General features: G+C 75.2%; 13 protein-coding genes. 8 read left to right on the forward strand and 5 right to left on the reverse strand.

From position 1 onward, the window contains the following. Positions 1 to 17 precede the first annotated feature (17 nt). The gene (locus ACMXGY_RS05055; RefSeq protein WP_483776787.1) at positions 18 to 539 is read left to right on the forward strand and encodes an amino-acid N-acetyltransferase; all 522 of its coding nucleotides are present in this window, start codon (positions 18 to 20) and stop codon (positions 537 to 539) included. Between the two features lie 20 nt (positions 540 to 559). On the opposite strand, the gene ACMXGY_RS05060 is transcribed toward ACMXGY_RS05055, so the two are convergent. Beyond that, entirely contained in the window at positions 560 to 1438 is an 879-nt protein-coding gene (locus tag ACMXGY_RS05060) for an HhH-GPD family protein (RefSeq protein ID WP_483775796.1), read from the reverse strand. Between the two features lie 170 nt (positions 1439 to 1608). On the opposite strand from ACMXGY_RS05060, the gene ACMXGY_RS05065 reads away from it, so the two are divergent. After that, positions 1609 to 2355, forward strand: a complete 747-nt coding sequence (locus ACMXGY_RS05065) for a hypothetical protein (protein ID WP_483775797.1) — start codon at positions 1609 to 1611, stop codon at positions 2353 to 2355. A 9-nt stretch (positions 2356 to 2364) separates the two neighbouring features. Here the strand turns inward: ACMXGY_RS05065 and ACMXGY_RS05070 are convergent, their stop codons facing one another. The 4 genes from ACMXGY_RS05070 to ACMXGY_RS05085 form a co-directional block, all read right to left on the reverse strand. Beyond that, the gene (locus tag ACMXGY_RS05070) at positions 2365 to 3087 is read right to left on the reverse strand and encodes a class I SAM-dependent methyltransferase (RefSeq protein ID WP_483775798.1); all 723 of its coding nucleotides are present in this window, start codon (positions 3085 to 3087) and stop codon (positions 2365 to 2367) included. Positions 3088 to 3128: 41 nt separating this feature from the next. Then, positions 3129 to 4214 (reverse strand): DNA integrity scanning diadenylate cyclase DisA, encoded by a 1086-nt coding sequence (gene disA, locus ACMXGY_RS05075; RefSeq protein WP_483775799.1) that lies wholly within the window; start codon positions 4212 to 4214, stop codon positions 3129 to 3131. Positions 4215 to 4499: 285 nt separating this feature from the next. Beyond that, entirely contained in the window at positions 4500 to 4868 is a 369-nt protein-coding gene (locus tag ACMXGY_RS05080) for a YciI family protein (RefSeq protein WP_483775800.1), read from the reverse strand. A 132-nt stretch (positions 4869 to 5000) separates the two neighbouring features. Then, positions 5001 to 6467: a DNA repair protein RadA gene (locus ACMXGY_RS05085; protein WP_483775801.1), complete on the reverse strand. Its 1467-nt coding sequence runs from the start codon at positions 6465 to 6467 to the stop codon at positions 5001 to 5003. A 132-nt stretch (positions 6468 to 6599) separates the two neighbouring features. Between ACMXGY_RS05085 and ACMXGY_RS05090 the strand changes: the two genes are divergently transcribed. From ACMXGY_RS05090 to ACMXGY_RS05115, 6 genes are all read left to right on the forward strand, one after another. Next, positions 6600 to 7085, forward strand: coding sequence for a potassium channel family protein (locus tag ACMXGY_RS05090; protein ID WP_483775802.1), 486 nt, complete (start codon positions 6600 to 6602; stop codon positions 7083 to 7085). A gap of 168 nt (positions 7086 to 7253) precedes the next feature. Then, complete coding sequence (locus ACMXGY_RS05095; RefSeq protein WP_483775803.1) at positions 7254 to 8015, forward strand: hypothetical protein; 762 nt, start codon at positions 7254 to 7256, stop codon at positions 8013 to 8015. A 117-nt stretch (positions 8016 to 8132) separates the two neighbouring features. Continuing rightward, a complete protein-coding gene (proC, locus tag ACMXGY_RS05100) occupies positions 8133 to 9005 on the forward strand; it encodes a pyrroline-5-carboxylate reductase (protein WP_483775804.1) in 873 nt (290 codons plus the stop codon). Beyond that, positions 9002 to 10105: a LacI family DNA-binding transcriptional regulator gene (locus ACMXGY_RS05105; protein WP_483775805.1), complete on the forward strand. Its 1104-nt coding sequence runs from the start codon at positions 9002 to 9004 to the stop codon at positions 10103 to 10105. Before proC ends, ACMXGY_RS05105 begins: the two co-directional genes overlap by 4 nt. A gap of 148 nt (positions 10106 to 10253) precedes the next feature. After that, the gene (locus ACMXGY_RS05110; protein WP_483775806.1) at positions 10254 to 11912 is read left to right on the forward strand and encodes a xylulokinase; all 1659 of its coding nucleotides are present in this window, start codon (positions 10254 to 10256) and stop codon (positions 11910 to 11912) included. Further along, the gene (locus ACMXGY_RS05115) at positions 11909 to 12676 is read left to right on the forward strand and encodes an L-ribulose-5-phosphate 4-epimerase (protein WP_483775807.1); all 768 of its coding nucleotides are present in this window, start codon (positions 11909 to 11911) and stop codon (positions 12674 to 12676) included. Before ACMXGY_RS05110 ends, ACMXGY_RS05115 begins: the two co-directional genes overlap by 4 nt. Positions 12677 to 12719: the final 43 nt, after the last annotated feature.

The raw sequence follows: 12719 nt of genomic DNA on the forward strand, positions 1-12719 counted from the left end.
ACGGGACGGGGCCCCAGGTGCGGGTCCGCCCGGCGCTCCCCGCCGACGTCCGCGCGATCCGCGGACTCGTCCAGCCGTACGCGGAGGCGCGCATCCTCCTCGCCAAGGAGATGGTGGGCTACTACGAGGCCGTGCAGGAGTTCGCCGTCGCCGAGGCGCTGCCGACGGAGGGCGACGACGTCACGGGCGCGCGCGTCGTCGGCTGCGGCGCGCTGCACGTCATGTGGGACGACCTGGCGGAGATCCGCACGCTCGCCGTGGACCCGGCCTGGCGCGGGCACCGCGTCGGGCACGCGCTCGTCACCGAGCTCCTCGCGCGGGCCCGGGCGCTCGGGCTGCGGCGCGTGTTCTGCCTGACCTTCGAGGTCGACTTCTTCATGCGCCACGGATTCCGCGCGATCGAGGGGACCCCCGTGTCGCACGAGGTCTACGCCGAGCTGCTGCGCTCGCACGACGACGGCGTCGCGGAGTTCCTCGACCTCGCACGCGTGAAGCCCAACACCCTCGGCAACACGCGCATGCTCCTCGACCTGGCCTGACCGGCTCTCGCGCGCCGGGCTCAGCAAGGCAGCCGGTAGAGCTCTCCGTCCTGCTCGACGAGGCCGTCCTCGACGAGGCTCGCGACGCACCGGTCGAGCTGCGCGGCGTCGTGCCAGACCTCGCTCATCACCGCGCGCGGCACCGGTCCGGGTGCGTCGCGCAGCGCTGCCATCACCCGGCCCCGCACCTGGCGGTCGGTGCCCGCCCAGGCCTGCGTGCGGCGTCGGTCCGCGTGCGCGTCCTCGGGACGCCCGGCGAGGCGCCACGCGCACGCGCGGCGCACCGGGCACGCGTCGCAACGCGGCGCCCGCGCCGTGCACACGACCGCGCCGAGCTCCATCGAGGCCGCGGCCCACAGGACCGCGGCGTCGTCGTCCGCGGGGGCGACGGCACCCGCGAGGGCACGCTCGGCGGCCGTGTACGACGGCGCGGGGAGCGCCGTCCCGGCCACCGCGCGCGCGAGGACCCGGCGCACGTTGGTGTCGACGACGACCGCGCGGCGCCCGTGCGCGAACGCCGTCACCGCGGCGGCGGTGTACTCCCCGACCCCGGGCAGGGCGCGCAGAGCCTCTTCGCCGTGGGGCACCTCGCCGCCGTGCCGCTCGACGATCACGCGCGCGCACTCCTGCAGCCTCAGTGCACGCCGCGGGTAGCCGAGCCGTCCCCACGCGCGCAGCACGTCGGCCGTCGGCGCCGCCGCGAGGTCCGCCGGTGTGGGCCAGCGCGACATCCACTCGCGCCACGCGGGCTCGACGCGCACGACCGGCGTCTGCTGGAGCATGACCTCGCTGACGAGCACGCCCCACGCCGTCCGGTCGGCCGCGCGCCACGGGAGGTCGCGTGCGGTGTCCTCGAACCAGCGCCCGACGGCGTCGCGCAGCTCCGCGGTGGTGGTCATGGTCCGGCGGCTCCCTCTCGGGTCGTGGGCGGGTCGCGTACGGGTCGCGGGCGCGGTCGCGCCCCGCCATTGTGCCCCGACCTGCGACGTCGTCGGCGCGGCACGTCGGCGGTCCTGGCGGGCGACCGCTAGCGTGGTGGCGACCATCCACCTGCCACGTCGGAGGACCCGTGAGCACGCCGCGGACGGACCGCGCCGCTGCGCGGACCACAGCGAGGCCGAGCGCCCCGCCGCCCACGCGCGCCGTCCTGGTCCGACGCCGCGTCGTCGCCCTCCTCCTCCTGGTGGGGCTGGTCGTCGGCCTGGTGCTGCTCGGGCAGGTCGTCGTGCGCGCCGTCCAGCCCATGCTGGCCGGCGAGGAGGCGCCGCAGGAGGGCAAGTCGGCGCCTCCCACGCCCGAGGAGGCGGGACCGCCGCAGGACTGCGCGGCGTCGTCCCTCGAGCTCGGCGTGACGCCCAGCGCGACGGAGTACGAGCCCGGCCGCATCGTCCAGCTCTCGGTGTCGGTCCGGCACGTCGGCGGCCGGCCGTGCCTCGTCGACGGGTCCGACGCCGGACGCCAGGTCCTCGTCTACGCGGGCGACGAGCTCGTCTGGTCGTCGGCGCACTGCGGTTCGACCGACCGTCTGCTGCTCATGAGCACGGGTGACGAGGACCCCCAGACGATCGTGCGCTGGGACCGGCGCCGGTCGGTCGAGGGCTGCGCGCCCGACCAGGCCGAGGTCGGCCCCGGCACGTACACGGTCGTGCTGAGCATCGCCGGGATCGAGGGCGCGACGAGCGCACCCGCCACGTTCACGCTCCTCGAGCCTCCGCCCCCCGCGCCGACGGAGACGTCGCCGCCCGCGCCGACGGAGACGGCGCCGCCCGCGCCGACGGAGACGGCACCGCCCGCGGAGACCGCTCCGACGGGTTGAGCCGGAGGCTCAACGGGTCGCGAGGGCCCAGCGGAAGGCGTTGCGCAGGACGTAGGTGCCGTCTGCCTGGCGAAACCGGCGCGCCGCGGCGAGGACGTCGGGCCGGAGCTCGGCCTGGAGCTCCGGGGACTCGCCGAACATCACCGCGGCGACGAGCGCGTCGGCGTCGTCGAGCACCATGGGCGCCTCGGCGAGCTGATCGGACACGACCGAGAACCCGTGCTCGGCGAGCAGGGCGCTCAGGTAGCCCTCCTCGCGGCTCGGGCCGCTCGGCTCGTAGTCCTCGCCCGCGACGACGCGTTCGAGCACGGTGACGTCGTTGAGGTCGTCCTCGGCCCAGCTCGCGACGGCGACCAGGCGGCCGACGCGGCGGCACTCGCTGAGCGTCTTGGCGGTGTCGGTGAACGCGAGGGCGTTGACGAGCGTCACGAGGTCGAACGCGTCGTCGGGCCAGGGAAGGTGCTCGGCCTGGGCGACGCGCAGGTCGGCCTCGGGGCTGCGCTCGCGCGCGGCCTCGATCATCCCGACGGCGGCGTCGCACCCGGCGACGTCTGCGCCGCGGGCCACGGCCGCGGCGACGAGCTCGCCCGTGCCGCACCCGACGTCGAGGACGCGCGACGCCGGACCGACACAAGCTGCGTCGAGGATCGCGTGCTGCGCCGGTGCGGCGGCGGGCGCCCACCAGCGCGCCCAGGCGTCGGCCAGTGCCGACCACTCGTCGACGTGGTCCACGGTCCCCCTCCGTGCGGGTCGTCGGTCAGGCGGTCAGCGGGTCAGACGTAGCGTTCGAGGATGCTGGACTCGGCGAGGCGGGACAGCCCTTCACGCACGGCGCGGGCTCGCTGCTCGCCGACGCCGTCGACCGTCATCAGGTCGTCGATGCTGGCGGCGAGGAGCTTCTGCAGCCCGCCGAAGTGCGCGACGAGCCGGTCGATGATCGTCGCGGGCAGGCGCGGGACCTTCGAGAGCAGGCGGTAGCCGTGCGGGGCGACCGCGGCGTCGAGCGCGTCGCCGCCGCCCGGCAGGTCGAGCACGCGGCCGATCTGGCCGAGGTCGAGGAGCTGGGTCGAGTCGAGGCCGCCGAGCGACTTCTGCACGTCCGCGAGCGAACGGTCCCTGCGGCCGAGGTCGACGTAGTCACGGATGACGAACTCCCGGTCGGAGCCGATGCCGCCGATGAGCTCGTCGAGCTGGAGGGCGAGGAGGCGTCCGTCGGTCCCGAGCTCGATGACGTACCCGGCGATCTCCTCGGAGATGCGAGCGACCATCTCGAGGCGCTGGACGACGGCGCACACGTCGCGCACGGTGACGAGGTCCTCGATCTCGAGCGCGGACAGCGTGCCGGACACCTCGTCGAGGCGGGCGCGGTAGCGCTCGAGGGTGGCGAGGGCCTGGTTGGCGCGGGACAGGATGGTGTCGGAGTCCTCGAGGACGTGCCGCTGGCCGCCGACGTACAGCGCGACGATCCGCATCGACTGGCTCACGGAGATGACGGGGAACCCGCACTGCTTGGCGACGCGCTCCGCGGTGCGGTGGCGGGTGCCGGACTCGGTCGTCTCGATCGTCGGGTCGGGCAGGAGCTGGACCGCGGCGCGCAGGATGCGGTTCGCCTCACGGTCGAGCACGACGGCGCCGTCCATCTTCGACAGCTCGCGCAGCCGGGTCGCGGAGAAGCCCACGTCGAGCACGAACCCGCCGGAGCACATCTCTTCGACGACCTTGTCCAGCCCGAGCACGATGAGCGCGCCGGTACGGCCGCGAAGGATCCGCTCGAGACCGTCGCGCAGCGCGGTGCCCGGCGCCACGGCGGCAAGGGTCTCCCGGAGCAACTCGTCAGGGTGCGCGGGGGAGTTGGCCACGGAGGAATCCTACGCGTCAGGGCCGTGCCGGCCTGCGCACGGCGCGGCGGCGTCGCAGAAACCGGTCACGATCCGGTCTCGGCCGGCCGTCACCGCCGCTCGCGGCGAGTGCTCAGAGGCGTCGGTACATGACGTGCAGCCCGACGAGGCCGCGGGTCGGGTGGTCGAAGGCCTCGGGCACGGTGGCGATGACGTCGAACCTGAGGGACCGCCAGAGCCGGACGGCGCGCTCGTTCGTCTCGACGACGGCGTTGAACTGTGGTCGGCGCCGGTGCCGGCCCCCCGCTACTCGGCGGGAGCGTCCTGCAGGGCACGGACCTCGACCCGGCTCGACAAGGCCTTGGACGCCTTCGCGGCCCACTCGACCGCGGCGTCCTGGTCGCTCGCCTCGATCACCCAGAAGCCGCCCAGGTACTCAGGGGCCTCGACGAAGGGGCCGTCCTCCCGCACAAGGGTGTCCCCGGTGTTGTCGACCGTGACGGCGGTCGCGGGCGGGTGCAGCCCGCCTGCGAAGAGGAACGACCCGGACGCCATGAGCTCCTCGATGAACGCGCCCGCCGCGGCCATCGCTGCCTGAGCCTCTGCGGGGTCCATCGTCTCCAGGGTGGGTGACTCGTCCGTGTCGTGCGGCAGGGACAGCAGGTACTGCGTCATGAGGTCTCCTCGTGTCGAAGCGCTGGTCGATCTGCTTGGTGCAGCCGATGACACCACCCCTGACCAGTCGCCGCACGAGAACTCATCGGGACGGCGACCCGGGGCCGTTGCTGCGGGACTCGCGGAGCCCGGTCAGGTCCGGGCCAGCTCGACCGCCTCGCCGAGGTGCCGTGCCGGCAGGATCGTCATGCCTTCGACGGGGCGCGGGAAGGAGCCGCGCGGCACGACGGCGCGCGTGAAGCCGAGGCGCGCTGCCTCGGCGAGGCGGCGGTCGAGCCCGGTCACGGGGCGGATGTCTCCCGCGAGCCCGACCTCGCCGAACGCGACCGTCCCCGCCGGCAGGGCCTCGTCCTCCCGTGCGGAGAGGACGGCGAGCGCGACGGACAGGTCGGCCGCCGGCTCGGTCACCTTCGCCCCGCCGACGGTCGACGCGTACACGTCCTGGTCGACGAGCCGGACGCCGGCGTGCCGGTGCATCACGGCGAGGATCATGGCGAGGCGGCTGGAGTCGACGCCGCTCGTGGTGCGGCGCGGGTTCGTGAGCGAGCTCGGCACGACGAGCGACTGGATCTCGAGAGCGAGCGGGCGTCGTCCTTCGAGGGTCACGGTGACGCACGTGCCCGGCACCCCGGCCCCGGTGTGCGAGAGGAACAGCCCGCTCGGGTCGGCGAGCCCGACGATGCCGTTCTCGGTGAGGTCGAAGCAGCCGACCTCGTCCGTCGGGCCGTAGCGGTTCTTCACGGCGCGCACCAGGCGCAGGCGTGAGTGCCGGTCGCCCTCGAACTGGCACACGACGTCGACGAGGTGCTCGAGCGTGCGGGGACCGGCGACGGAGCCGTCCTTGGTGACGTGCCCGACGAGGACGACGGGCAGGTCGCGCGCCTTGGCTGCCGCGATGAGCGACGCCGCGACCTCGCGCACCTGGCTCACCCCGCCTGGCGCGCCCTCGACCTGGGCGGACGCGATCGTCTGCACCGAGTCGACGACGAGGAGGTCGGGGTCGGTCGCCTCGATGTGGCCGAGGACGGTCGCGAGGTCGGTCTCGGCCGCGAGCAGGAGCCCCGGCGCGAGCGCGCCGACCCGCTCGGCACGCAGCCGCACCTGCCCGGCCGACTCCTCGCCCGTGACGTACAGGACACGACGTGGGACCGGCGTCGGACGTTCGGAGGCGGACGGGGCGCGCTCCCCCGGCGGCCGCACGGTCGGCAGGTCGGAGCCACCCGCCGCGACGTTGCTCGCGACGGCGAGCAGGAGCGTCGACTTGCCGACGCCGGGCTCGCCGGCGAGCAGCACGACGGCGCCCGGCACGATCCCGCCGCCGAGCACCCGGTCGAACTCCGAGACGCCCGTCGGGGTCGCGCGCGCCGCCTCGACGTCGATCTCGCCGATCGGCCGCGCGGGCGACCGGGTGGGGGAGACGGCCGTGGTGCGCGGGCCGGAGGCCGCAGGAGCGTCCTCGGTCACCGTGCCCCACTCCTGGCACTCCCCGCACCGCCCCACCCACTTGGCGGTGGTCCAGCCGCACTCGCTGCAGCGGTACGCCGGGCGGGAGCGCTTGGCCCCGCTGCCGGAACGGGCGGTGGTGGTCGACGACGTCACGTGGCCAACGTAGCCGGGTGCACCGACAGGGCGACACGAGGTGCGACGCGGCGCCGCCTCCCGCGCGGACGGGCGCGCAGGGTCGATCCTGGGTCCGTGCGCCGGCTCCCGAAAGACAGCCCATGGTGGACCGTGATCCTCACCGCCGCCTCGATGGTCGCGTGCCTCGGCATCTACTACACGGTGCCCCTGCCGCGCGACAGCCAGCCCGCGGCGCTCCAGTTCGTCCTGCTCGGGGCGGCGCTCGCGCTGCTGTGCTTCGTGCTCGCCCACCAGATCCGCCGCCAGCTGCGCGCCGGCGAGGTGCCGAGCGTGCGGGTCCAGTCCGTCGTCGGGCTGCTCCTGCCCCTGGTGACGCTCTTCGCGATCGTGTACTTCACCCTCGCGGACCAGTTCGTCGGCATCGAGAACCGGACGGACGCGCTGTACTTCTCGGTCGTCACGCTCGGGACGGTCGGCTTCGGCGACGTCCACCCCGTCGGCGAGGCCGCGCGGGTGGTGACCATGGTGCAGATCGTGCTCGACCTCGTCGTCGTGGGCGTGCTCGTGTCGGTCACGACGGCCCGGGCACGCGCCCGGGTCGGTCGGCCGAAGCCCGACCGGGGCGCCGACGGCTAGCCGCGGCGTCGCACCGGTGCGACGCGCCCCGCGCGGTCACCGGGTGAACCCGGTCGGCCGGTGCACGACACCCCGCGCCACGGCGCCTGACGGGGCCCGCGCGGGACCTACGCTGTCCCCGTGACCGGCGGTCCGGAGGTGCGGTCTCGAGCAAGCGGAGGTGCGGCGATGAGTCAGCCGACGAACGGCGACCCCGGCCGGGGTGCGGCGCCAGGCCGCGGCGTCGGCACGCGGGGCGCGTCACCGGGCGGCCCTCCCCGCACTGCAGCGCCGCGGCCCTCCGACGCCGTCGGCGCGAGCGACCGCCGCCACACGCGCCCCACGTCCGCCGCGGTCTACCGCCGGCGCCGCCTCGTCGCCGTGGTCGCGCTGCTGCTCGTCGTCGTGCTCCTCCTGGCGTTCGCCGCCTGGGTCTGGCCGGGGTTCGCCCGCTCCGGGGCAGCGGCAGGGACTGGCCAGGATCCGGCCCCGACGGTCACGGTGACGGCCGAGGCCCCGAGCCCCACCCTGGAACCCGCCGCGCGCACGGGCACGACCGCGTTCGCCCAGGCGCTCCCGGACACCGTGCTCGACCTCGTGCTGCGCAGCGAGTCCGTGACCGACGCGTGGTCGGGTGCGGGCGCACTCGAGGCGCACCAGCTCGTCTACGCCGACGGCGCGGGGGACGACGCGACGACCGTCACCGTCGTCGCGGGCCAGTGGGCCACGCCCGCGGAGGCCGAGGTCGCCGCGGCGGACCTCGTCGCCGCGGCGGGAGAGCCCACGGGCTCGGGCGACGTCGAGGTGGACGGCGAGACCGCAGGCCAGTACGCCGTCAGCCCGGGCGCCGACGGACAGGCGACGGTCACGTGGCGCAACGGCACCGCCGTCCTCCAGGCGACCGGCCCCGCCGACGACGTCGAGGACGTGTACGCCGCCTATCCCCTCTGACCCGCCCTGACGGGCGTCGCCGCCCTCCGGCCCGGGCCTCCTCCCGCGCCGGCTCGTCCGCACGTCGGCGTCGGGTGCGCAAGAATGCCCTCACCGACCACCGGGAGCTGATCGTCCATGTCCGACCTGCCCACTCCGCCGACCGTGCCCAGGCTCGCCGTGCTCGGCACGGGCGTCATGGGGGAGACCGTCCTGGCCGGCGCGCTCGCGTCCGGGTGGGAGCCCGGCGACGTCGTCGCCACGGTCCGCCGGCCGGAGCGGGGCGAGGAGCTCGTCTCGCGGCACGGCGTCGGCGTGACGCAGGACAACGTCGAGGCGGTGCGCGGCGCGGGCGTCGTCGTGGTGGCGGTCAAGCCCAAGGACGTCGCGGGTCTCCTCGCGGAGGTGCGCGACGCGGTGGGCGCAGGGACGGTGGTCGTGAGCGTCGTCGTCGGGCTGCCGACGGCCTTCTACGAGGAGCGGCTGCCCACGGGTACGGCGGTCGTGCGGGTCATGCCGAACACGCCCTCCGTCGTCGGTGCCGGGGTGAGTGCGGTCAGCGGGGGGAGCGCCGCGAGCGACGACGACGTCGCGCTCGTCGAGCGTCTGCTCGCCGCGACGGGCCTCGTGGTGCGCGTCGCGGAGAAGGACCAGGACGCCGTCGGCGCGCTCTCGGGCTCGGGGCCCGCGTACGTGTTCTACGTGATCGACGCGCTCGCCGAGGCGGGCGTCCTGCTCGGCCTCACGCGCGCGACCGCGCTCGAGCTCGCGACCGCGACCGTGCACGGCGCCGCGACCATGCTGCGCGAGACCGGGGAGCACCCCGCTATCGCGCGCGAGAAGGTCTCCTCGCCCGGCGGCACGACGGTCGCCGCGCTGCGCCGCCTCGACGCCGGCGGTGTGCGTGCGGCGTTCCTCGACGCGCTCGAGGCCGCGCGCGACCGGTCCGTCGAGCTCGCCGCGGCGCTCGCGGCGACCCCGGCCGACGGTGCCGGGAAGGACGCGCGATGAGCGACGTCGTCGGGCCCTCCCCGCGCACGCGCCCGCCCGCGATGTCCGACGTCGCGCGGCTCGCCGGCGTCTCCCACCAGACGGTCTCGCGCGTGCTCAACGACCACCCGAGCGTGCGGCCCGAGACGCGCGACCGGGTCCTCGACGCCATCGCGACGCTCGGCTACCGGCGCAACAGCGCGGCACGCGCCCTGGTGACGATGCGCTCCGGGACGATCGGCGTCGTGACGACCGGGTCGGCCCTGTACGGGCCCACGTCGACGCTCATCGCGGTCGAGGAGGCCGCGCGGGAGCAGGGGTACTTCGTCAGCGTCGCCACGATCCGTCGCTACGACGCGGACACGATGCACCGCGTGCTCGAGCACTTCATGGACCAGAGCGTCGAGGGCATCGTCGTCATCGCGCCGCAGACGGACGTCGCGGCGGCCGTCGACTCGTTCCGCGCCCCCGTCCCGGTGATCATGATCGCGGCGCGCGACCACCCGGGCGAGGAGCCCGACGGTGGTGCGGGAGACGCGCACGGCACCGACGCGGGCCGCCCGGGCGTGGCGGGCGGCGTGCTGCCGATCGCGGTCGACCAGCGCCTCGGCGCGCGCCTCGCCACGGAGCACCTGCTGGGGCTCGGGCACGCGACGGTCGTGCACCTGAGCGGCCCGCTCGACTGGTTCGACGCGCGCGAGCGCGAGACGGGCTGGCGCCAGGCGCTGGAGGACCAGGGTGCGCCGGTCACCGAGCCGATCCGGGGGGACTGGTCCTCGGACCGTGGGTACGCCGTCGGGCGCGAGCTCGCGGCCGACCTGCGTGGGGGCAAGGGTCCGACGGCCGTCTTCGCGGGCAACGACCAGCTCGCGCTCGGCCTGCTGCGGGCGTTCTGGGAGTCGGGAGTGCGCGTGCCGCGGGACGTGTCCGTCGTGGGGTTCGACGACGTCGCGGGCGCCGGGCACTTCATCCCGCCCCTGACGACGGTCCGCCAGCCGTTCGGGACGCTCGGGCGGCGCTGCATGGCGCTCATGCTCGACGCGTTCGCGGGCGCGCAGGTGCGTCCGGTCTCGATCCCGCCCGAGCTCGTGCTGCGCGAGAGCACGACGACCCCGCGCTGACCCGCGGCCCGCCGCGACCGTCGGCCCGGATCGACGGAGGTGGTTGGCCGGAGGGCGTGTGAGCGCTAACATTTACGATACGGGTCAGCGTGGCCCGGTGGACCGAGGTAACGACCGAGGCGCGACGCCGCGACGAGGAGAAGCAGCAATGGTGCAGCAGGACGACGTCGGCACCCTCAGGGCGGCCGTCGTGGCGGGGGAGACCGCGCTCGGGATCGAGCTCGGCTCGACGCGGATCAAGGCGTGCCTCGTCGGGCCGGACGGGACGCCGCTCGCGAGCGGCAGCCACGCGTGGGAGAACCGGCTCGACGACAGCGTGTGGACGTACTCGCTCGACGCCGTCGAGGCGGGGTTGCGGGACTGCTACGCCCGGCTCGTGGCGGACGTCGAGGAGCGGTACGGCGTGCGCCCCACCACGTTCGGCGCGCTCGGGGTCTCCGCGATGATGCACGGGTACCTCGCGTTCGACGACGACGGGGAGCTGCTCGTCCCGTTCCGGACCTGGCGCAACACCTCGACCGGTCCAGCGGCGGCCGAGCTCTCGGAGCTGCTCGGGCACAACATCCCCCTTCGCTGGTCCGTCGCGCACTGGTACCAGGCGATCCTCGACGACGAGCCGCACGTCTCGCGCGTCGCGTCCCTGACGACCCTCGCCGGCTACGTGCACCGTCGGCTCACGGGCCGGCACGTGCTCGGCGTCGGTGACGCGTCGGGCATGTTCCCCGTCGACCCGGCCACGCGCGGCTACGACGCCCGCATCGTCGACCTGTTCGACGAGCGCGTCGCGACGCGCCGGGCGGCACCGAAGCTCACCGAGCTCCTGCCCGAGGTGCTTGTCGCGGGCCAGGAGGCCGGGAGGCTCACCGCCGAAGGCGCCGCGTGGCTCGACCCCACCGGCACGCTGCAGCCGGGCGTGCTGCTCTGCCCGCCCGAGGGCGACGCGGGCACGGGCATGGTCGCGACGAACGCCGTCGCGCCCCGCACGGGCAACGTCAGCGCGGGCACCAGCATCTTCGCCATGGTCGTGCTCGAGCGCCCGCTCGCGAGCGTGCACCACGAGCTCGACCTCGTGACGACGCCCGCGGGCGACCTCGTCGCGATGGTCCACTGCAACAACGGCGCGAGCGAGCTCGACGCGTGGGCCGGGCTGCTCGGCGAGCTCGCGGCCGCGACCGGTGGCGACGCGTCCTCCGACGGCGTGTTCGGCGCGCTGTTCCGCGCCGCGCTCGACGGCGACGCGGACGGCGGCGGGCTCCTCGCCTACAACTACCTGGCCGGCGAGCCCATCACGGGGCTCGACGAGGGGCGGCCGCTGTTCGTCCGGACCCCCGGCAGCCGCCTGACCCTCGCGAACTTCGCGCGGACCCAGGTCTACGGCGCGTTCGGGACCCTCGCGCTCGGCCTGCGGGTCCTGGCGGGCGAGGGCGTCGGGATCGACGGGATGTTCGCGCACGGCGGGATGTTCCGCACGGAGGGCGTCGCGCAGCGGCTCCTCGCCGCGGCGACCGGCACCCCCGTGAGCGTGGGGCGCACCGCGGGAGAAGGGGGCGCGTGGGGCATCGCGGTCCTCGCCGACTTCGCCCGGGCGCGAGCCGCGGCGACGGACACCGTGCCGGTGGATGCCGACCTCGGCGCGTACCTGCGCGAGCACGTGTTCGCGACCGCGGAGATCGACACGGTCGACCCCGACCCCGCCGACGTCGCGGGCTTCGCCGCCTACCTGGAGCGGTACGCCGCGGGCCTCGACGTCGAGCGCGCCGCCGTGGCGGCCCTGCCCGCCCACCACGAGGGAGAGGTTCCCGCATGAGCACGCCCACCCCGGCCACGTCGCCCGCTCCCGTACCGACCGCCGTCGTCGCGGTACCCGCGCACCTGCGCGGCGCCGTGGACGCGGCCAAGGAGCGCGTCGCCGCGCTGCACGCCGAGCTGCCGCGCTGGGAGCTCGTCGTCTGGACGGCGGGCAACGTGTCCGAGCGCGTCCGCGACGCCTCGCGCCCCGACGGCTCGGGCGACCTGCTCGTCATCAAGCCGTCGGGCGTCGCGTACGACGACATCACGCCCGACGCGATGGTCGTGTGCGACCTCGACGGGGCACTCGTCGAGGGCGACCGGTCCCCGTCGTCCGACACGGCCGCGCACGCGTACGTGTACCGGCACATGCCCGAGGTGGGCGGCGTCGTGCACACGCACTCGACCTACGCGACCGCGTGGGCAGCGCGTGCCGAGCCCGTGCCGTGCGTCCTGACGATGATGGCCGACGAGTTCGGCGGCGACATCCCCGTCGGCCCGTTCGCGCTCATCGGCGACGACTCGATCGGCCGTGGGATCGTCGAGACGCTCCGCGGGTCGCGCAGCCCGGCGGTCCTCATGCGCAACCACGGCCCCTTCACGATCGGCACGGACGCGCGCTCGGCCGTCAAGGCGGCCGTCATGTGCGAGGAGGTCGCCCGGACCGTGCACGTCAGCCGCCAGCTCGGCGAGCCGACGCGCATCGCGCAGTCCGACGTCGACTCCCTGTACGCGCGCTACCAGAACGTCTACGGGCAGCAGGCCGCCGACACCCGGCCCTGAACCCGACGGCGAGCACCGACCCCGGCGCCGGGAGGCGCACCCC

The organism is Cellulosimicrobium sp. G4 BAM 1002 (assembly GCF_057126935.1).

Excerpts from the sequence above, each read along its gene's own strand:
- ACMXGY_RS05060 (WP_483775796.1), bottom strand. The coding sequence starts at position 1,438 with ATGACCACCACCGCGGAGCTGCGCGACGCCGTCGGGCGCTGGTTCGAG.
- ACMXGY_RS05080 (WP_483775800.1), bottom strand. The coding sequence starts at position 4,868 with ATGACGCAGTACCTGCTGTCCCTGCCGCACGACACGGACGAGTCACCC.
- ACMXGY_RS05095 (WP_483775803.1), top strand. The coding sequence starts at position 7,254 with ATGAGTCAGCCGACGAACGGCGACCCCGGCCGGGGTGCGGCGCCAGGC.
- proC (WP_483775804.1), top strand. The coding sequence starts at position 8,133 with ATGTCCGACCTGCCCACTCCGCCGACCGTGCCCAGGCTCGCCGTGCTC.
- ACMXGY_RS05105 (WP_483775805.1), top strand. The coding sequence starts at position 9,002 with ATGAGCGACGTCGTCGGGCCCTCCCCGCGCACGCGCCCGCCCGCGATG.
- ACMXGY_RS05110 (WP_483775806.1), top strand. The coding sequence starts at position 10,254 with ATGGTGCAGCAGGACGACGTCGGCACCCTCAGGGCGGCCGTCGTGGCG.
- ACMXGY_RS05115 (WP_483775807.1), top strand. The coding sequence starts at position 11,909 with ATGAGCACGCCCACCCCGGCCACGTCGCCCGCTCCCGTACCGACCGCC.